Source organism: Streptosporangium sp. NPDC051023 (genome assembly GCF_040689595.1).
In the GTDB taxonomy this organism is placed as follows: domain Bacteria; phylum Actinomycetota; class Actinomycetes; order Streptosporangiales; family Streptosporangiaceae; genus Streptosporangium.
The window spans coordinates 79,610-97,104 of sequence record NZ_JBFBCE010000015.1; the positions used below are offsets into that span (position 1 = coordinate 79,610).

Below are 17,495 nucleotides of genomic sequence, written 5' to 3' on the forward strand. Positions count from 1 at the left end.
GAGAATCCCGAAAAGCGGTGGTATGTAACCAGAGCCCGGTGAGGGGTTCGGTTGATTTCCGGAGGCCGCACGTGACCCATGACGTCTTCAACCAGGTTCCCCCGCTCAGCGGCCACGACGTGTCGGCGGACGCGGCGCTCCTGTCCGGTGTCGAGCGCGAGGGCGCGGGCTGGGCCACCGGGGAGCTGCACCGGCTCGGCACGCTCGCGGGCTCCGAGCAGGCCGGGGAGTGGGGACGGCTGGCCAACGAGCATCCGCCGGTCCTGCGTACCCACGACCGGTACGGCCGCCGGATCGACGAGGTCGAGTTCCACCCCGCCTGGCACGAGCTGATGACCGTCGCGGTCGAGAACGGCCTGCACGCGACCCCCTGGACGAGCGCCAGGCCCGGCGCGCACGTGGCGCGCGCGGCCAAGTTCTACGTCTGGAGCCAGGTCGAGGCCGGGCACGGCTGCCCGGTCTCCATGACCTACGCCTCGGTGGCCGCGCTGCGCCACAGCCCCGCGCTCGCCACCGAGTGGGAGCCCCTGCTGGCGTCGAGGAGCTACGACTTCGGCCTGCGCCCGCCGCTGGGCAAGCGGGGGGTGCTCGCCGGGATGGCGATGACCGAGAAACAGGGCGGATCCGACGTCCGCGCGGGCACCACGAGGGCCAAGCCCCTCGACGACGGGAGCTACGCCCTGACCGGCCACAAGTGGTTCAACTCCGCGCCGATGTGCGATGTGTTCCTGGTGCTCGCCCAGGCGCCCGGCGGACTGTCGTGCTTCCTGCTGCCCCGGATCCTGCCCGACGGCACCCGCAACGCCATGCGCCTGATGCGGCTGAAGGACAAGCTGGGCAACAGGTCGAACGCCAGCGCGGAGGTCGAGTACGACGGCGCGGTCGCCTGGCTGGTCGGCGAGGAGGGCCGGGGCGTGCGGACCATCCTGGAGATGGTGAACATGACGCGCCTGGACTGCGTGACCGGCTCGGCGGCCGGGATGAGGTACGGCGTGACCAGGGCCGTCCACCACGCCACGCACCGTTCCGCCTTCGGCAGGCGGCTGGTCGACCAGCCGCTGATGCGCAACGTCCTGGCCGACCTCGCCCTGGAGTCCGAGGCCGCGACCACGCTGATGACCAGGCTCGCCGGGGCGACCGACCGGGCCATCACGGGGGACCGCGCCGAGAGTGCGCTGCGCCGTACCGCACTGGCCGTCGGGAAGTACTGGGTGTGTAAGCGTGGCCCCGCCCACGCGGCCGAGGCCATGGAGTGCCTGGGCGGCAACGGCTACGTTGAGGAGTCGCAGATGCCCAGGCTGCTGCGTGAGTCGCCGCTCAACGGCATCTGGGAGGGCTCGGGGAACATCGCGGCGCTGGACGTGCTGCGCGCCCTGGGACGCGAGCCCGAGGCGCTTGAGGCGTTCTTCGCCGAGGTCACGCTCGCCGCCGGGGCCGACAGGCGCCTGGACGACGCCGCGGACCGGCTGCGCAAGTCGCTCGGCGACCTGGCCGACGCCGAGGTCCGTGCCCGCAGGATCGCCGAGGACATGGCCCTCGTCCTGCAGGGCTCCCTGCTCGTACGGCTGGCGCCCCCGGCCGTCGCCGACGCCTTCTGCGCCTCCCGCCTGTCCGGCGAGGCGGGCCGCGCCTTCGGCACCCTGCCGTCGGGCCTCGACCTGGGCGCGATCATCGACCGGGCCGTCACCTGACCCATCCGTGGCGCCTCTGGTGGTAGGCCGCGACGGCCGCGACGACCTGGACGTCGTCGGCCAGCAGCCGGGCGAGCCGGTCCTGCCTGTGGCTGGCGCACAGGGCGTAGGTCTCCGCCCACCACTCGGACGGGCAGTCGCGGTAGCGGTCCAGGGCGAGCCGGGGGCGGCAGAGGCTCATGATCCGCCGCCATTCCGGGGTCTGGTCCATCTCGTCCAGATCGCACAATACGTGCCCGATCATGTGGTGGACCAGCGCGCCCGACGAGTGGGGCCCGCCCGCGATGACGATGGTGCGCCCCACGTAGATCCCCGCTGAGTCGGCCGCGACCCGCGCATCGCAGGAGTCGTCCGGCTCCGGCGGCTCTGGCAGCACGTCGGTGCCGAGCCAGATCCCGTCGAGGTCCTCGGCGAGCCGGGTCGCCAGGTGGACGGGCAGGCTCGCCAGCTCGTCGACCGCGGTCACCAGTTCCCTGCGCGGCGTCCCCGACCAACGCCGGTGGATCACCCGCTCCAGCACGCCGCAGTCACGGCTGCCGTCCCGTGGCAGCGGCTCGCGGTGTCCTACGCGGATCGATGGGGGGATCCTCATCCGAAGCGCTCCGTCCTGACAAAGAAATGCTCTCCGGTGGTAAACGTCCGTCACTCCGGTGTTCATTACAGCGGGCAGGCGGATATTCATTGATCCGCCGAGGCGAGGAAATCGATCTCCCTTCGGCTCGCGCCCCATTCCCTGATCTACCCTCGGCCCTGGAAGGGCGGCCGGTTTCACGGTCGCCGCCGATTTCCACCAAAAGGATTAAGCATGATATTCAGCCCGAAAAAACTGGGGGCGGTGTGCGGTGCCCTCCCGGGCCTCCTCTTGAGCCCCCTCGCCGTCCCCGGTCAGGCCGCCCTCCCTCCCCCGATCCCGGCCGCGGCCCCTCCCCCCGCCTCGACCGCCGATCCGCCCTCCCGCTGCCGGGCCGACGTCGCGCGGGCGATCGCCGAGCAGCTCACGAAGGCGCCTGACGGGCGGTTCGTTCCGCCGGACACACTCTCGTACGGCGGCGGCGCCGAGGTGCTCACCTTCCGCCCCCCGTCGTGCGGCCCGGCCCGCCGGAACCTCGAACACGACTGCGACGAGGACGGCGTCCCGGACAACGCGGTGTGTCTCTACGACCGCCGGGCGTTCGAGGGCTCAAGGCAGGCCATCAAGGAACCGGGGCCGAGAAGGCTGTACGGGACCGGCGCCATCATGTCCGTCAAAAACGACCGCCCCTTTGTCTTCCTCCTCAAGAGGAACAGGAACGAGGACGGAATCTGTTTCCCCGGCGAAGGAGGCTACGGCAATGTGAGCGGCGCCGGCGACCAGCGGTGGGTGAACGCCCATCCCAGCCTGCGTGAATGCCCCGCTCTCTGAGCACCGGAGCCGGACGGGTTTCGAGCGGGACGGCGTCCCGCTCGGCCTCCCCTGGCCGCGAGCCGCGCGGGCCCGCGCGAGGGCGCGAAGGCCCGTAGGTCAGGAGGTCCGCGGGTCAGGAGGTCCACCCCGCCCCGCCGACCCACCTGGCGGTGACGTACGTCCGGTACTCCTCGACCGCGGGACGGCTCTCCCCCCGGCCGTCGGCCCGCGCGAGCCCGATCAGCTCGGTCGCGAGAAGCCCCCCGGTCGCCGAGCTGACGACGAACACCCCGAGCAGCGGCCCGTCCTCGAAGCCGAACGCCTGCCCCTGCCTGCCGCCGCGATCTCTGATCCGTCCGAGCGACCTGAGGTCCTCCTGCGGCGCGAGGACCCGCCACAGCGCCGCCGAGAGGGCGGGCTCGACCACGTCGTGGGTGTGCAGGTCCTCCACCGCCCTGACGAGGCGGCGCGTCGGCGTCATGCCGGTCTGCGGCTCGCTGCCGAGCAGCTGCTCGCGGAGCTCGGGCAGGGAACGCGACAGCGACGCCGCCCTGGGCAGCAGGTCCGCGGCGCTGCCGGTCTCCCTGTCCGCGGCCTCTCCCCCGCCTCCGCCGCCTCCGCCGCCTCCGCCCTGCGCGGGGACGGCGTGCGCGGCCCCGGTCGAGATGCCACCCCAGCCGCCGTTCCCGAACGGCCTGCCCGCCGTCCGCATCCTGAGGTAGGTCCCCCGCCCGTTCACGGGCGTCCAGCGCCTGACGACCCACGGCATGACCTCGGAGGTGGTGCCCTCCCGCGCCACGGTGGTGGCCAGCAGCCACTCCTCGGTCCTGATGTAGCTCCACGGGCCCGTCCTGGGGCGGGGACGGGCCTCGGCGAGCGCCGCCAGCTCCAGCAGCTCCGGGGAGGCCTGGGGGAAGGACGCCATCGGACGCGGAAGGCCGCGCACGGGCCTGCTGGCCGACAGGCGGGTGATCCTCGCGAGGTCCTCCAGGATCGGCGGCCCCTCGGGCCCCGCGAGGGCGGACGGCGCGTCCTCGCCCGGGGGACGGGGCCGGGCGTGCTGCGGGACCTGTGACAGGACCATCAGCGCCGCGGCGGCTCCCAGGAGGGCGACGGCCAGGACGGGCCTCCTTCCGCGCGCCCGCCGGGAGGCGCCCTCGCGCAGGATCCGCCTGAGGATCTCGTCGTCGTCCCCCCTGCCCATCTTCTCCCTCACCTCGTGCGGGAGGACGGGGTTGTGCCGGATCATGAGCTCACGGACCCTGTCGCGGCCCCCGGCGCTCATCTGCCCGCCTCCTCGTGCCACAGGCACATGTCGCGCAGCTGGGCGGCCAGCCTCTGCCTGGCCCGGCAGAGCCGTACCCTGACCGCGTTCGGCGTCAGGCCGAGGACCACGCCTATCTCCTCGACCGCGAGGTCCTCCCAGTAGTGCAGACGGAGGATCTCCCCGTCCTTGGGGCGCAGGCGCGCCATGGCCGTCTCCATCGCGGTCCTGACCTCTTCCTCGTCGTGTGACCCGTCACCGGGCTCATCCGGCGGCAGCTGCCTCAGCAACGCCAGGAGGCGCTGCCTGCGCCCCTCTCCGCGCGTGACGTTGCGCACGTGGCCCCAGGCCACGCGGTACAGCCAGGCGACGACGGCCCGGTCGTCGTCCCTCGGAATCCGGTGCCTCTTGTGCCAGGCGGTCTGAAAGGTGCACGAGGCGATGTCATCGGCTCCCCCCAGGCCGACCCGGCGTGCCGCGTACGCCCACACGGGTTCGTAGAAGACGCGGAACATCCACTCGAACCACTTCTCCTCGTCCTCCTCCGACACGGCCGCCCCTTCCCCACCCGCCGTCATGTTTCTTACGTCCAGCACCAAGGATTCGATTACAGATCACATGCGAACGGTAACGGAAAGTAAGGGAAGGCTGGCCGGTGGGCCGGGAACGGGAACGGCGCCCCGCGCCCCGGGAAAGGACGAGCGCCGACGAGCGGCTCCGACGGTGAGCGTGGTGATCTCGGCGAGTAGGGTCGGTCCTGGTTAACGCTTCGTGATCGAAAGGACATCGCCATGGCGACGACACGTACCGCGACGACTCAGTGGAAGGGCGCGCTCCTCGACGGATCGGGCACCGTCTCGCTGGACTCGTCCGGGGTGGGCACGTTCGACGTGTCCTGGCCCTCCAGGGCCGAGCAGGCCAACGGCAAGACCTCGCCGGAGGAGCTCATCGCGGCGGCGCACTCCTCCTGCTTCTCGATGGCCCTGTCCCACGGACTGGCCCAGGCCGGCACCCCGCCGCAGTCCCTGGAGACCAGGGCCGATGTGACCTTCCAGCCGGGTGAGGGCATCACCGGGATCGTCATCTCCGTTCGCGGCCAGGTCGAGGGCCTGTCCGCGGAGGAGTTCCAGAAGGCGGCCGAGACGGCCAAGGCCAACTGCCCGGTGAGCAAGGCGCTCTCCGGCACCACGATCAGCCTCAACGCCGAACTGGTCGGCTGATCAGCGCCACTGCCTGACCGCGCCCGCCTCGTAAGGGGCGGGCGCGGTCACGGTAACCGGGCCCGGACGCCCCTCCCTCTCACCGTCGGGCTCACCGTCGGGCCGCCCTCTCGCCCTCCGGCACCCGCGCGGACTCCCGCACCACGGCCCGCCCATGACGCGGGACGGCTCCACCCCGCGGGGAAGACGAAAAAGCGCAGGTTAAAGCCTCGCCGCCAGGCGTTCCGCCCAGTGACCCGGGACGCATACACTCAGGCGACCCCCGCTCAACCGGGCAGACCATCCGAAAGACCGAGATGCCCGGCCGCACCGTGCCCACGGTCGTCACCCCCGGTTGAGGCCGCCGCGCCCGGTTCGGCCGACCAGTCGCACATACAGCCGAAGAAGATCCGCACCCCCTTGTGAGCCCCAACCGCTCCCGCAGGAGAGGCCCGGGCCGGTCCGACCATTCGTGTTCCCCCGCTCCAGGGTGACAAGAACGACGACACCCTGCACACGAGGGCCTAACTGAGGGAGAATAGGGCCACATGCGCGAAATCTGGCCGGGAGAGCCGTATCCACTCGGCGGCACCTGGGACGGCGTGGGCACCGGTTTCTCGGTGTTCTCCGAGGTCGCCGAGCGGATCGAGCTGTGCCTTTTCGGGGACGACGGGCGCGAGGAGCGCGTCGACCTGCCCGAGGTCGACGGGTTCGTCTGGCATGGATACTTCCCGGGGATCACTCCCGGGCAGCGGTACGGCTACCGCGTGCACGGCCCCCACGACCCCACCCGCGGCCACCGGTGCAACCCCTCCAAGCTGCTGCTCGACCCGTACGCCAAGGCCGTTGAGGGCTCCCTGGCGTGGAACGAGTCGCTGTTCTCCTACCCCTTCACCGACCCGGCCAGCCGCAACGACGAGGACAGTGCCCCCTTCATGCCGAAGAACGTGGTGGTCAACCCGTTCTTCGACTGGGGGAACGACCGGCCGCCGCGCACGCCGTACCACCAGACGGTGATCTACGAGGCGCACGTGCGCGGGCTCACCATGCGCCACCCCGCGGTGCCCCCGGAGCAGCGCGGCACCTACGCGGGCCTGGCGCACCCCGCGGTCATCGACCACCTGCTGAGCCTGGGCGTCACCGCGGTCGAGCTGATGCCGGTGCACCAGTTCGTGCCCGAGCACGCGATGGTCGCCCGCGGGCTGACGAACTACTGGGGCTACAACACGATCGCCTACCTGGCTCCGCACGCCGCGTACTCCAGCTCGGGGCAGCGCGGCGAGCAGGTGCTGGAGTTCAAGGCGATGGTGCGAGCGCTGCACGACGCCGGGATCGAGGTCATCCTCGACGTGGTCTACAACCACACGGCCGAGGGTGACCACATGGGGCCGACGCTGGGCTTCCGCGGCATCGACAACGCGGCCTACTACCGGCTGCACGACGGCGACCGGCGCTACTACCTCGACTACACCGGCTGCGGCAACTCGCTCAACGTCCGCTCGCCGCACGCGTTGCAGCTCATCATGGACTCGCTGCGCTACTGGGTCCTGGAGATGCACGTCGACGGCTTCCGGTTCGACCTGGCTTCTGCCCTCGCCCGCGAGCTGCACGACGTCGACCGGCTGAGCGCGTTCTTCGACCTGATCCAGCAGGACCCGGTCATCTCCCAGGCGAAGCTGATCGCCGAGCCGTGGGACGTCGGCCCCGGCGGCTACCAGGTCGGCAACTTCCCGCCGTTGTGGACGGAGTGGAACGGCAAGTACCGCGACAGCGTGCGCGACTTCTGGCGCGGGAACGGGGCCGCGCTGCCGGAGTTCGCCTCAAGGCTGACCGGCTCCGCCGACCTCTACGCCACCTCGGGCCGCCGTCCCGTCGCCTCCATCAACTTCGTCACCTGCCACGACGGGTTCACCCTCACCGACCTGGTCTCCTACGACCGCAAGCACAACGAGGCCAACGAGGAGAACAACCGCGACGGCACCGACGACAACCGGTCGTGGAACTGCGGCGCCGAAGGGCCGTCCGGCGACCCGGAGATCATGCGCCTGCGCCACCGCCAGCGCCGCAATCTCCTGACCACCCTGTTCCTGTCGCAGGGCGTGCCGATGCTGCTGGCGGGCGACGAGTTCGGCAGGACCCAGGGCGGCAACAACAACGCCTACTGCCAGGACAACGAGATCTCCTGGGTCGACTGGTCGCTTGCCGGGAGCGAGAAGGAGCTGCTGGACTTCGTCAGGAGCCTGTCGGAGCTGCGGCGCGAGCACCCCGTCTTCCAGCGGCGCAGGTTCTTCCACGGCCGCAAGGCCGAGGACGGCACCCGCGACATCGTCTGGCTCACCCCCTCGGGGGAGGAGATGTCGGCCTCCGACTGGCACACCGGCTACGCCAAGTCGCTGGCCGTCTTCCTGAACGGCGCCGCCATCACCGAGCCCGGCACGCGCGGTGAGCCGATCGTCGACGACTCGTTCCTGCTGCTGATCAACGGCCACCACGAGGACATGACCTTCGCCGTCCCCGACGCGAGGTACGGCACGCGGTGGCATGCCGTACTGGACACCGCGCAGGAGGGCCGGCAGGAGACGCCCTCGGAGGAGTCCTGGCCCGAGGAGGCCAAGATCGCGGTGACCTCGCGCTCGATGCGGATCCTGCGCTGCGAGCGGCGACGGCCCTAAAAGGGCGCGGCGGGCGGCGCCCCTAAAGGCCGGTGGCGATGGCGGCGGTGAGCAGCACCAGGACGAAGGTGACCAGCCCGGCGAGGCCGTGCAGCAGGACGGCCACGAGGGGGAAACGCCGCTCGGCGCCGCGCGCGTGGCGGCCGGCGCCGAGCCAGCGGGTGAACATGGTGAAGCCCAGCAGCGCGGACACCGCGAGCACCCCGAACGCCAGCCAGGCGAAGGCCCGCCCCGAGGTGAGCATGTAGGCGATCCAGCAGCCCAGGGCGCAGAGCGCCAGGGCCGGGTGCGCGAAGACCAGCACCACGGGGAAACGGGTAACCTTCGCCGCCTGCCGGCGCGGACCTCCACCGGAGAGCCAGAGGTACAGCAGGTAGACCCCGAGCATCGCGGTGATCAACCATGTCACGATCGCGACCAGCCCCACACAGCCTCCCGGTCTCCTTTGACGCATCATGTAACGGCGGTCGCCCAAAGTCACCGGAAGCGTCGAATCCGTTATCTTCCGCTCCGGGACCGTTCCACCCCTCCCTGCCGGACGGGAGCCGGTCCGAAGGAGCCGCCGCGCGGCCCGCGCCGCGGCCGAGCCGGGGAACACCGCCGCGCGTCCCCTCGCCGACCCTGTGCCAAGGTAGGGGAATGCGCCTCATCCATCCGACGACCTCGGACGACGTCGACCTCGCACGGGCCTACGCCTATCCGGAGGGGCGGTGCGTCCGCCTCAACATGGTGGCCAGCGCCGACGGCGGGACCTGGCTTGAGGGGTTGTCCGGCGGGCTGTCCGGCAGCGGTGACCGCCGGGTCTTCGGGGTGCTGCGCGGCCAGGCCGACGTCGTCCTCGCGGGGGCCGCGACGGTCAGGGCCGAGGGGTACGGTCCCGCCAGACCGAGGGAGTCGTGGCGCGAGCTGAGACGGGGACGCTCCGCCGCGCCGCCGATCGCCGTGCTCACCCGGCGGCTCGACCTGAACCTCGCGAGCCCACTGTTCGCCGAGGCGGAGCCGGACGCCAGGACGATCGTCATCACCTGTGAGGCGGCGCCCCGCGACCGGCGCGAGGAGGCCGCGAGGCACGCCGAGGTGATCGTGGCGGGTGGTGACCGGGTCGACCTGGCCGCGGCGCTCGGGGAGCTGGCCGCGCGCGGCCTCGAACGGGTGCTGTGCGAGGGCGGCCCGAAGATCAACGCCCAGCTCGCCGCCGCGGACCTGGTTGACGAGCTCTGCCTCACGGTGAGCCCGATGCTGATCGGCGGCGACGCCGCCCGGGTCCTCGACGGCCCCGGCTCGCTCACCCGGCTGCGCCTGGCCCACGTCTTGGAAGAGGATGGCTTCCTGTTCACCAAATATGTCCGCCCTCTCCGGTAGACATGTCACGCGACCCCGAAGAACGGACGAGGAGCGGGATGGACCTGCCGCTGCAGCCACCGATCGCGCCGATGCTGGCCAAGGCCGTCAAGAGCCTGCCGCCGCAGAACGGCACCATGCTGTACGAGCCGAAGTGGGACGGCTACCGATGCATCGTCTTCCGTGACGGCGACGGGGTGTACCTCGGCAGCCGCAACGAGCGGCCGTTCACGCGTTACTTCCCCGAGGTGGTCGAGGCCGTGCGGGCCGAGCTGCCGGAGCGGGTGATCGTCGACGGGGAGATCGTCATCCGCGGCGGCCAGGCGCTCGACTTCGAGGCCCTGCAGCAGCGCATCCATCCCGCGGCCTCGCGGGTGAAGCTGCTGGCCGAGCAGACACCGGCGTCGTTCGTCGCCTTCGACCTGCTGGCCCTGGGCGAGGAGTCCCTGCTCGACGTCCCCTTCGCCGAGCGCAGGACGAGACTGGAGTCGATCTTCGGCGGCGCGGGCCACGGGGTGCGGCTGACTCCGGTCACCGCCTCGCAGGAGCGGGCCGCCGAGTGGTTCGAGACGTTCGAGGGCGCGGGACTCGACGGCATCGTGGCCAAGCCGGGCGACTCGCCGTACCAGCCGGACAAAAGGGTGATGTTCAAGGTCAAGCACGAGCGGACCGCCGACGCGGTGGTCGCGGGGTACCGGGAGCACAAGTCCGGTCCGGTGGTCGGCTCCCTGCTCCTGGGGCTCTACGACGCGCAGGGGGAGCTCCGTCACGTCGGCGTCGCGGCGTCGTTCCCGATGAAGCGCAGGGCGGAGCTCATCGGGGAACTGGCCCCGTACGTGAGCCAGGACGGCCATCCCTGGAGCGCCGACTCCCTGCCCGGCGCGATCTCCAAGTGGAGCGCGACCAAGGACCTGTCCTTCGTGCCGCTGCGGCCCGAGCTCGTCGTCGAGGTCGCCTACGACCACATGGAGGGCACGCGCTTCCGGCACACCGCCCAGTTCCGCCGCTGGCGCCCCGATCGCACCCCCGAATCGTGCACCTTCGAGCAACTCGAACGGCCCGTCTCCTACGACCTGGACGACATCCTGGCCCGCTGAGATGATGTTCGCGTAGACACGGGGGCCTGGAGTCGATATATCTCGACCATGGCACGTTCATCCTCCTCCGGCGACGAGCTGAGGGCCTCCCTCGAAGCCCGTCGCGAGCTCGGCCCCGAATACGAAGACTCCCTCGTCGAGGGTTTCCTGGAGAAGATGGACCAGGAGATCGACAAGCGGGTGGACGACCGGGTCGCCGCCCGCGCCAGGCAGGTGAGCCCGGCGATCAAGCCGTCCGTGGACGCGGGCCAGCGGCTGGCCCTGGCGATCATCTCCATCTCGCTCGGCGTGCCGGGCACGGTCGGGCTGGCCTTCGCCGGGCTCGAGGGCTCCCTGGGGTTCGTGCTCGTGCTCATGTGGGTCGGGATCATCGGGGTGAATCTCTCCTTCACCCTCGGCAGACGGCACCGCTCGGGCTGACCCCCGGAGCACAGCCGGGGGTCACGCCGGAGGGCACGGGCCCGTCGGGTGCCCCGCGATCGGGACGTGACCGCTTACGCCCCCGTCTCCTCGCGCGCCTTGCTGGGCTGGACCCGCTTCGGCTCGCCGGGCATCTTCGGGTAGTTGGGCGGATAGGGCATGTCCTCGGCGCCGTCGCGCTCGAACCACTCCAGCAGGGGCTCGATCGAGAAGGCCTGCTCGTCGATCGCGGCGTGCACATCGCCAAGCTTGGCGAAGCGGGCGGGGACCGTACGGATGTCGAAGTCACGCGGCTCGGCGTCGGCCAGCTCGTCCCAGGTGAGCGGGGCCGAGACGGGGGCTCCCTCCCTGGCCCGCACCGAGTAGGCGGCGGCCAGGGTCCGGTCGCGGGCGTTCTGGTTGTAGTCGAGGAAGATCCGCTCTCCCCGCTCCTCCTTCCACCACGCGGTCGTGGCCAGGTGGGGCAGGCGGCGCTCGACCTCACGGGCGAAGGCGATCCCGGCGTGACGCACCTGGATGAAGTCCCAGCGCGGCTCGATGCGCACGGCGACGTGGATGCCACGCCCTCCCGAGGTCTTGGGGAAGCCCGTCATGCCGAGCTCCTGGAGGATCTCTCGGACGGTGAAGGCCACCTGGCGCGCCTCCTTGAAGGAGGTTCCCGGTTGCGGGTCGATGTCGACGCGCAGCTCGTCGGGGTGGTCGGTGTCGGAGGAGCGGGTGGGCCAGGGGTGGAAGTCGATGGTTCCCAGGTTCGCGCAGTAGGCGATGGCGGCGACCTCGGTCACGCACAGCGCCTCCGCGGTACGACCGCTGGGAAAGCGGATCACGGCCGTCCGCAGCCACTCAGGCCGCTTGGCGGGCATCCGCTTCTGGTAGATCTCCTCCCCCTCGATTCCGTCGGGATAGCGCCTGAGGTAGGCGGGACGGTCGTACAGGGCACGCAGGGCGCCCTCTCCCACGCTCACGTAGTACTCGACCAGCTCACGCTTGGTCACTCCGATTCCGGGGAAGTAGATCTTGTCAGGATTGGTGACCTTGACCACCCTGTCCCCGACGGGGAGTTCTATGTACGGCGACGGCATACGTCCGACCGTACTCCCTGGAGCCTGTTCCGTCCCGGAACCGTGTGGGTGGGTCCGCCCCGGAGCCGCCACGGCGGCGGGACCGGGCACTCAACGGGACGGACCGCATGATCATCCGTCTAGCTCTCCGGTTCCGGGCGCTGGCGCGCCACCCGGCCGGCGGCATTTTCAGTCGTCCAATTGATCCTGGACGGCCTGACAGATGACCTCACCCATCAACAGGAAGGTGAAATACCCCCCACATCCTTAAAGACGCCAAATCGGGCATCAATGGATGCTTCGCCCCCAAGATTTTTGCCCGCGCCCGTCCTCACACCCTCCCGGGAACGCGCAGGGAACACACAGGGAACGTGGGGGGAACGTGGGGGGAGCACGTCGACACATGGGGACGCCCAGGGACACATGAGGACGCCCGGAGTCTCCCGGGAGCGCCCACAACACCCCCGGAACACCCCGGGACCCCCGGGAACACCTGGAAACACCGCCTCGAGCGCATAGGCTTGAGATATGGAAAAGGTGGTCAAGAGTGACGCCGAATGGCGTGTCCAGCTCTCTCCCGAGGAGTTCCACGTGCTCCGCCGGGCGGGCACCGAGCGTCCCTTTACCGGTGAGTACGTCGATACCAAGACCGTGGGCGTCTACAGCTGCCGGGCCTGCGGAACCGAGCTGTTCCGCTCGGAAACCAAGTTCGACAGCCACTGCGGCTGGCCGAGCTTCTACGAGCCGTCGAAAAGCGAGGCGGTGACCCTGATCGAGGATCGCTCGCTGGGCATGGCCCGGGTCGAGGTCCGGTGCGCCACCTGCGACTCCCACCTCGGTCACGTCTTCCACGGTGAGGGCTACGCCACCCCGACCGACGACCGTTACTGCATCAACTCCGTGTCCCTGCGGCTGGAGCCGTCCGAATAGACCCGAGCAGCCCCGCGCCCTCGCCGGACACCCCTCGGTCTTCGGCGTCCGCGGGGCACGGGCCGGACACTCCGTACCACAATCTCCCCTCGGGGAGAGAGTGAGGACGCCCGGTCGCGGGGTAAAGCACCATCACGCAAAGTACGTGGTCATCTCCGCAACGTGTTCTCGCTCAGGGAGCGGCCGTGCACTTCCGGCACAGGTGGGAGATCATCGAGGCCGTCGGCCGGGTGATCACCCAGCGCTGCAGGGTCTGCGGCAAGACAAGGGTACGAGTGACCTGACGAGCCGGGCCCCTACCGGGGAGGTCACTTCGGTTCGGGGTAGGTGAGGCGGCAGTCGGAGTCGTCGGGACCGAGGATGTTCGCGAGCACGGGGTTGCCGTTCTCGCCGAACTTCGCCTGGACGAAGACCACGGGACGGGGCTCGCCGAGCTCTCCGACGAGATAGTCGCGGCCCGTCTCGCACAGCTTGAGAGCCTGTTTGGAGTTGGTCGCGGACTCCGGAAGATCCGTATATATCCGCAGATAACCACCGACTCTGCGGATGTCCTTGAGGCGCTTGGTCGCCTTGTGCCCGACGAAGTAGGCCAGCGCCTTCCTGTCGGTGTCCTTGGACAGCCCCGCGGCCTTGGCCTCGTCTCCCCGTTTCTTCTCGCCCGGCTCCGCGGGCGCGGCGAGGGGGACGGCCGCGCCTCCCCCTCCCGAGGGGGTCTCCACGGGAAGGGGCACGATCGCCCGCGTCACCTCCTGCTGCTGGGTCGGCGATCCCGTCCGCAACAGTGAGCCGCCGAGCACCAGCAGCGCGACCGCCAGCGCGCCCACCCCGACCAGGATCTCAAGAAGACGGGATCGGGTCCTCCTCCTGCGGCGAATCCCCTCACGCCCGCTGGACCGTGCCAGACCCTCGCCCGTTTTCACCCATGGCCTCACATCGACAGGTTGTTTCCCCGAGTATTACCCACGCTTGACCCGGGCGCGAACGTTCCCCGGCCGGTTTCCGCGTCGCGCCCCGCCGGAGCGGGGCGCCCGACGCGCCCGCCCGCCCGGGACCGTCAGAAGCAGCGGGACCGCGAGGGCGCGACCTCGAGGGACGCGTCCGCCCGCGCGGGACCGTCAGGGGCCCGGCCTTCGCGGGCCGGGGACTACGGCAGCGAGGCGATCAGCTCGCCGACCGGCTTGCGGACGCCCGTGTAGAAGGGGATCTCCTCCCGGGTGTGCCGTCTGGCCTCCGCGCCCCGCAGGGTCCGCATGAGATCGACGATGCGGTGCAGCTCGTCGGCCTCGAAGGCGAGCATCCACTCGTAGTCGTTCAGGGCGAAGCAGGCGACCGTGTTGGCCCTGACGTCGGGGTAGTCGCGGGCCATCTTGCCGTGCTCGGCCAGCATCCTGCGGCGGTCCGCGTCGTCCAGGAGGTACCACTCCAGGGAGCGGACGAACGGGTAGACACTGACGTATCCGCGCGGCTCCTCCTCTGCGAGGAAGGCCGGGATGTGCGACTTGTTGAACTCGGCGGGGCGGTGCAGCGCCATGACCGACCAGACCGGCTCGGCCAGCCGCCCGAGCTCGGTGCGGCGGAACCTGGAGTAGGTCTCCTGCAGGTCCTCCGCGGTCGGCGCGTGCCACCAGAACATGAAGTCGGCATCAGCGCGGAACCCGGCCACGTCGTAGAGGCCCCGGGTGACCACGTCCTTCTCCGCCGCCTGGGCCAGGAGATCCTCAACCTCGTCGGCCATGCCCTCGCGGTTGGCCGGGCAGCGCTCACGCAGCCTGAAGACCGACCACATCGTGTAGCGGATCACCTGGTTCAGGTCGCGTGCCTTCGGCCGCGGGTTCCCGTCCGTCGTCCTCACCCCTTTGTCAGCGAATCAGCTTTTCTCTGCCATTCTCCCGTCGGATCCAGGTGGTCCAGAATCCGGGCCGCCGCGGTGCGGGCGGTGGAGACGCAGGCGGGGATGCCGAGACCGTCGTAGGCGGCGCCGCACACGGCCAGGCCCGGCTGCGGGGCGACGGCCGCGCGGATGCGGGCCACCCGGTCGAGGTGACCGACGTCATACTGCGGCAGGGAGCCGCCCCAGCGGGTCACCCGGGAGTCGCGGGGCAGCCCCTGCACGCCCGTGACCTCGGCCGTCTCGGCCATCGCCAGCGCGGCCAGCTCCGCGTCGTCGCGCTGGAGCAGCATCTCCTCGCCGAGGCGGCCGATGGAGCAGCGCAGCACGATCAGGTCCGGGTCCGCCTCGGCCAGGTGCGGCCACTTGACCGAGCTGAACGTCGCGGCCTTGACCGGGCGCCCCTCGACGGGCGGGACCAGGTAGCCGCTGCCGGTCGGCGGCTCGGGGAAGGCGTCCCTGGGGTAGGCGAGCGTGACGATGGCCATGCTGGCGTACTCGATCCTGGACAGCTCGGCGGCGGCCTTCGGCACCTCGCCCGCGAGCAGGCGGCTCGCGGCGGGGGCGGGCACGGCGAGGATGACCGCGTCGGCCTCGATGACCTCGGGGTCGGGCACCGGCCCCGTCACAAGGCGCCATCCGGTCTCGGTACGGCTCAGCTCCCTGACCGTGACACCGGTCCTGATCTCCGCGCCCGAGGCGGCGGCCACGGCCGCGGGCAGCGAGCCCATGCCCTGGCGCAGCGTGGTGAAGACGGGTCCCGCTTCCTTCTGCGGCTCGGCGGCGATCTCCCGCGCGGCGGTGAGCAGCGACCGCTCAGAGCGGGCGGCGGCGGCGATCTTCGGCATCGTCGCGTCCAGCGACAGCCGGTCGGCCCGGCCCGCATAGACGCCGCCGAGCATCGGCTCGATCAGGCGCTCGACCACCTCGTCGCCCATCCTGGCCCGGATGTAGGCGGCCACGGACACGTCGGTGGTGATGAGCGTCGCGGGCAGGATCTGGTCCAGCGGGACGCGCGCGAGGCCGCCGGGGCTGAGGATGCCCGACCTGGCCAGCGCGGCCAGGTCCGAGGGGACGCCCATGACCTGCCCCTTGGGCAGGGCGCGCAGCGTCCCCCTGCTCAGGATGCCCGCCTGGGTCGTGCCGGGGTGGCGCAGTTCGTCGCCGAGGCCGACCATCCTGGCCAGTTCCCTGCCCTCGGGGCGCCGGGCGAGCATGGCCTCGGCCCCGGCGTCCACCGGGATTCCCGCGACCTCGGAGGCGTGGAGCTTGCCGCCGATCCGCCGGGCGCCGTCGAGCACGGTCACCCGGACATTTTCGCCGCCCTGCCCGAGGTACCACGCGGCCGCCAGGCCCGCGATCCCCCCGCCGACGACCACCACATGGCACCGGTTGCCTTCCATGACTCCTGACCGTACCGCCCCCCATGCTCGCCCATGTGTCCCGCCACCCCGGAGCGGGCGGTGCGCGGAACGTGATTCCATCGTGACCCCCGCCGCAAAACCCCACCGCCGCCGCGACCGTCTTCACGGTCATGAGAAAACTCAGGTACGGCCTGTGCGTGGCGGGCATCGTGTTGTTCGTCTCGTCCTGCGCGGGGACGGGTGACCAGACAACCCTCGACTCTGGCGGCGGCTCCGCAGGAACCAGCGCGGAGCAGGCCCTGCCGCAGTCCGCCGACGCCGAGTCGGCGAAGGCTCCCGAGCCGAAGACCGCGGGGGAGCCGGAGAACAGCTCGCGGGCCGATCAGGTGAAGCTGGTCGCGCAGGACCGGTCGATCATCTACACGGCCGAGATGGCGGTCCGCGCCAAGGACGTCATCTCGGCGGCCGACAGTGCCCGGCGGATCGTCACCGGCGCGGGCGGCTACCTGGCCACCGAGAAGTCGGACACCGGCTCGAGCGACCGCGCCTCCGTCAACCTGGTTTTCAAGATCCCGCCAACGGCCTACCCGGGGGTGCTCGACCGCCTCGGCAAGGAGCTCGGTAAGCGCGAGTCGCTGCAGCAGAACACCGAGGACGTCACCGAGCAGGTCGCCGACGTGGAGAGCCGCCTCAAGTCGTCGCAGGCCGCGCTCGACTCGCTGCGCACGCTGCTGAAGAAGGCCAAGACGATCGGTGAGGTGCTGGAGGTCGAGCGGGAGGTCTCGGCGCGCGAGGCCGATCTCGAATCGCTCCAGGCCCGGCAGAAGACGCTCGCCTCGCAGACGAGCATGGCGACGCTGACGCTGAACCTGGTCGGCCCCGAGGTCGTCGTCGAGGAGCCCTCGGACGAGCCCTCGGGGTTCCTTGGCGGCCTGCGGTCGGGCTGGAGCTCCTTCGTCACAGCCGTCAGGATCGGCCTGACGGTCCTGGGCGCGCTGCTGCCCTGGCTGGTCGTCATCGCGCTGGTCTGGCTGGTCGTCGCCGTCGTGCGACGCCTCACCGGGAGGGGCGCCACCGGAACGGCGCCGCCGCCCGTGGCGGCCGGGTCCGACGAGGAGACGGCCGGGGCCGTCGAATCCGGGCACGGCGACGGACCGGCCCCGCCGGAATAGTTTCGAGCCGGA

General features: G+C 70.9%; 17 protein-coding genes. 9 read left to right on the forward strand and 8 right to left on the reverse strand.

Features of this window, described 5'->3' with window-relative positions; translation table 11 throughout:
- Positions 1 to 71: 71 nt before the first annotated feature.
- Positions 72 to 1,691, forward strand: a complete 1,620-nt coding sequence (locus AB0395_RS12695; RefSeq protein WP_366279993.1) for an isovaleryl-CoA dehydrogenase — start codon at positions 72 to 74, stop codon at positions 1,689 to 1,691.
- Here the strand turns inward: AB0395_RS12695 and AB0395_RS12700 are convergent.
- Positions 1,684 to 2,283: a hypothetical protein gene (locus AB0395_RS12700; protein ID WP_366279996.1), complete on the reverse strand. Its 600-nt coding sequence runs from the start codon at positions 2,281 to 2,283 to the stop codon at positions 1,684 to 1,686. The genes AB0395_RS12695 and AB0395_RS12700 overlap by 8 nt on opposite strands.
- Before the next feature lie 213 nt (positions 2,284 to 2,496).
- On the opposite strand from AB0395_RS12700, the gene AB0395_RS12705 reads away from it, so the two are divergent.
- Positions 2,497 to 3,093: a hypothetical protein gene (locus AB0395_RS12705; RefSeq protein ID WP_366279999.1), complete on the forward strand. Its 597-nt coding sequence runs from the start codon at positions 2,497 to 2,499 to the stop codon at positions 3,091 to 3,093.
- Positions 3,094 to 3,208: 115 nt separating this feature from the next.
- Here AB0395_RS12705 and AB0395_RS12710 read toward each other — a convergent pair whose 3' ends face one another.
- Together AB0395_RS12710 and AB0395_RS12715 are read right to left on the reverse strand one after the other, a co-directional pair.
- Positions 3,209 to 4,360, reverse strand: a complete 1,152-nt coding sequence (locus AB0395_RS12710) for a hypothetical protein (RefSeq protein WP_366280001.1) — start codon at positions 4,358 to 4,360, stop codon at positions 3,209 to 3,211.
- Entirely contained in the window at positions 4,357 to 4,890 is a 534-nt protein-coding gene (locus AB0395_RS12715; RefSeq protein WP_366280004.1) for a sigma-70 family RNA polymerase sigma factor, read from the reverse strand. The genes AB0395_RS12710 and AB0395_RS12715 overlap by 4 nt, the downstream gene beginning before the upstream one ends.
- 240 nt (positions 4,891 to 5,130) lie before the next feature.
- Here AB0395_RS12715 and AB0395_RS12720 point away from each other — a divergent pair, with 240 nt between their 5' ends.
- Both AB0395_RS12720 and glgX read left to right on the forward strand, forming a co-directional pair.
- Positions 5,131 to 5,559: an OsmC family protein gene (locus AB0395_RS12720; protein WP_366280006.1), complete on the forward strand. Its 429-nt coding sequence runs from the start codon at positions 5,131 to 5,133 to the stop codon at positions 5,557 to 5,559.
- Between the two features lie 527 nt (positions 5,560 to 6,086).
- The gene (glgX, locus tag AB0395_RS12725) at positions 6,087 to 8,210 is read left to right on the forward strand and encodes a glycogen debranching protein GlgX (protein ID WP_366280009.1); all 2,124 of its coding nucleotides are present in this window, start codon (positions 6,087 to 6,089) and stop codon (positions 8,208 to 8,210) included.
- A 22-nt stretch (positions 8,211 to 8,232) separates the two neighbouring features.
- Here glgX and AB0395_RS12730 read toward each other — a convergent pair whose 3' ends face one another.
- On the reverse strand, positions 8,233 to 8,637 hold the full coding sequence (locus tag AB0395_RS12730; protein WP_366280012.1) for a hypothetical protein: 405 nt from the start codon (positions 8,635 to 8,637) through the stop codon (positions 8,233 to 8,235).
- Positions 8,638 to 8,849: 212 nt separating this feature from the next.
- On the opposite strand from AB0395_RS12730, the gene AB0395_RS12735 reads away from it, so the two are divergent.
- The 3 genes from AB0395_RS12735 to AB0395_RS12745 are packed head-to-tail and all read left to right on the forward strand — an operon-like array spanning position 8,850 to position 11,068.
- Positions 8,850 to 9,572: a pyrimidine reductase family protein gene (locus tag AB0395_RS12735; protein WP_366280014.1), complete on the forward strand. Its 723-nt coding sequence runs from the start codon at positions 8,850 to 8,852 to the stop codon at positions 9,570 to 9,572.
- Positions 9,573 to 9,610: 38 nt separating this feature from the next.
- Complete coding sequence (locus AB0395_RS12740; RefSeq protein ID WP_366280017.1) at positions 9,611 to 10,648, forward strand: ATP-dependent DNA ligase; 1,038 nt, start codon at positions 9,611 to 9,613, stop codon at positions 10,646 to 10,648.
- Between the two features lie 48 nt (positions 10,649 to 10,696).
- Positions 10,697 to 11,068, forward strand: coding sequence for a hypothetical protein (locus AB0395_RS12745; protein ID WP_366280019.1), 372 nt, complete (start codon positions 10,697 to 10,699; stop codon positions 11,066 to 11,068).
- Positions 11,069 to 11,142: 74 nt separating this feature from the next.
- On the opposite strand, the gene ligD is transcribed toward AB0395_RS12745, so the two are convergent.
- Positions 11,143 to 12,150: a non-homologous end-joining DNA ligase gene (ligD, locus tag AB0395_RS12750; RefSeq protein WP_366280022.1), complete on the reverse strand. Its 1,008-nt coding sequence runs from the start codon at positions 12,148 to 12,150 to the stop codon at positions 11,143 to 11,145.
- Between the two features lie 507 nt (positions 12,151 to 12,657).
- On the opposite strand from ligD, the gene msrB reads away from it, so the two are divergent.
- Positions 12,658 to 13,059, forward strand: a complete 402-nt coding sequence (gene msrB / locus AB0395_RS12755) for a peptide-methionine (R)-S-oxide reductase MsrB (protein ID WP_366280025.1) — start codon at positions 12,658 to 12,660, stop codon at positions 13,057 to 13,059.
- Between the two features lie 308 nt (positions 13,060 to 13,367).
- Here msrB and AB0395_RS12760 read toward each other — a convergent pair whose 3' ends face one another.
- From AB0395_RS12760 to hemG, 3 genes are all read right to left on the reverse strand, one after another.
- Positions 13,368 to 13,883, reverse strand: coding sequence for a hypothetical protein (locus AB0395_RS12760; protein WP_366280027.1), 516 nt, complete (start codon positions 13,881 to 13,883; stop codon positions 13,368 to 13,370).
- A gap of 320 nt (positions 13,884 to 14,203) precedes the next feature.
- On the reverse strand, positions 14,204 to 14,911 hold the full coding sequence (gene hemQ / locus AB0395_RS12765; protein ID WP_366280029.1) for a hydrogen peroxide-dependent heme synthase: 708 nt from the start codon (positions 14,909 to 14,911) through the stop codon (positions 14,204 to 14,206).
- On the reverse strand, positions 14,908 to 16,350 hold the full coding sequence (hemG, locus tag AB0395_RS12770) for a protoporphyrinogen oxidase (RefSeq protein WP_366280032.1): 1,443 nt from the start codon (positions 16,348 to 16,350) through the stop codon (positions 14,908 to 14,910). Before hemG ends, hemQ begins: the two co-directional genes overlap by 4 nt.
- A gap of 131 nt (positions 16,351 to 16,481) precedes the next feature.
- On the opposite strand from hemG, the gene AB0395_RS12775 reads away from it, so the two are divergent.
- Positions 16,482 to 17,483: a DUF4349 domain-containing protein gene (locus AB0395_RS12775; protein WP_366280034.1), complete on the forward strand. Its 1,002-nt coding sequence runs from the start codon at positions 16,482 to 16,484 to the stop codon at positions 17,481 to 17,483.
- Positions 17,484 to 17,495 lie beyond the last annotated feature (12 nt).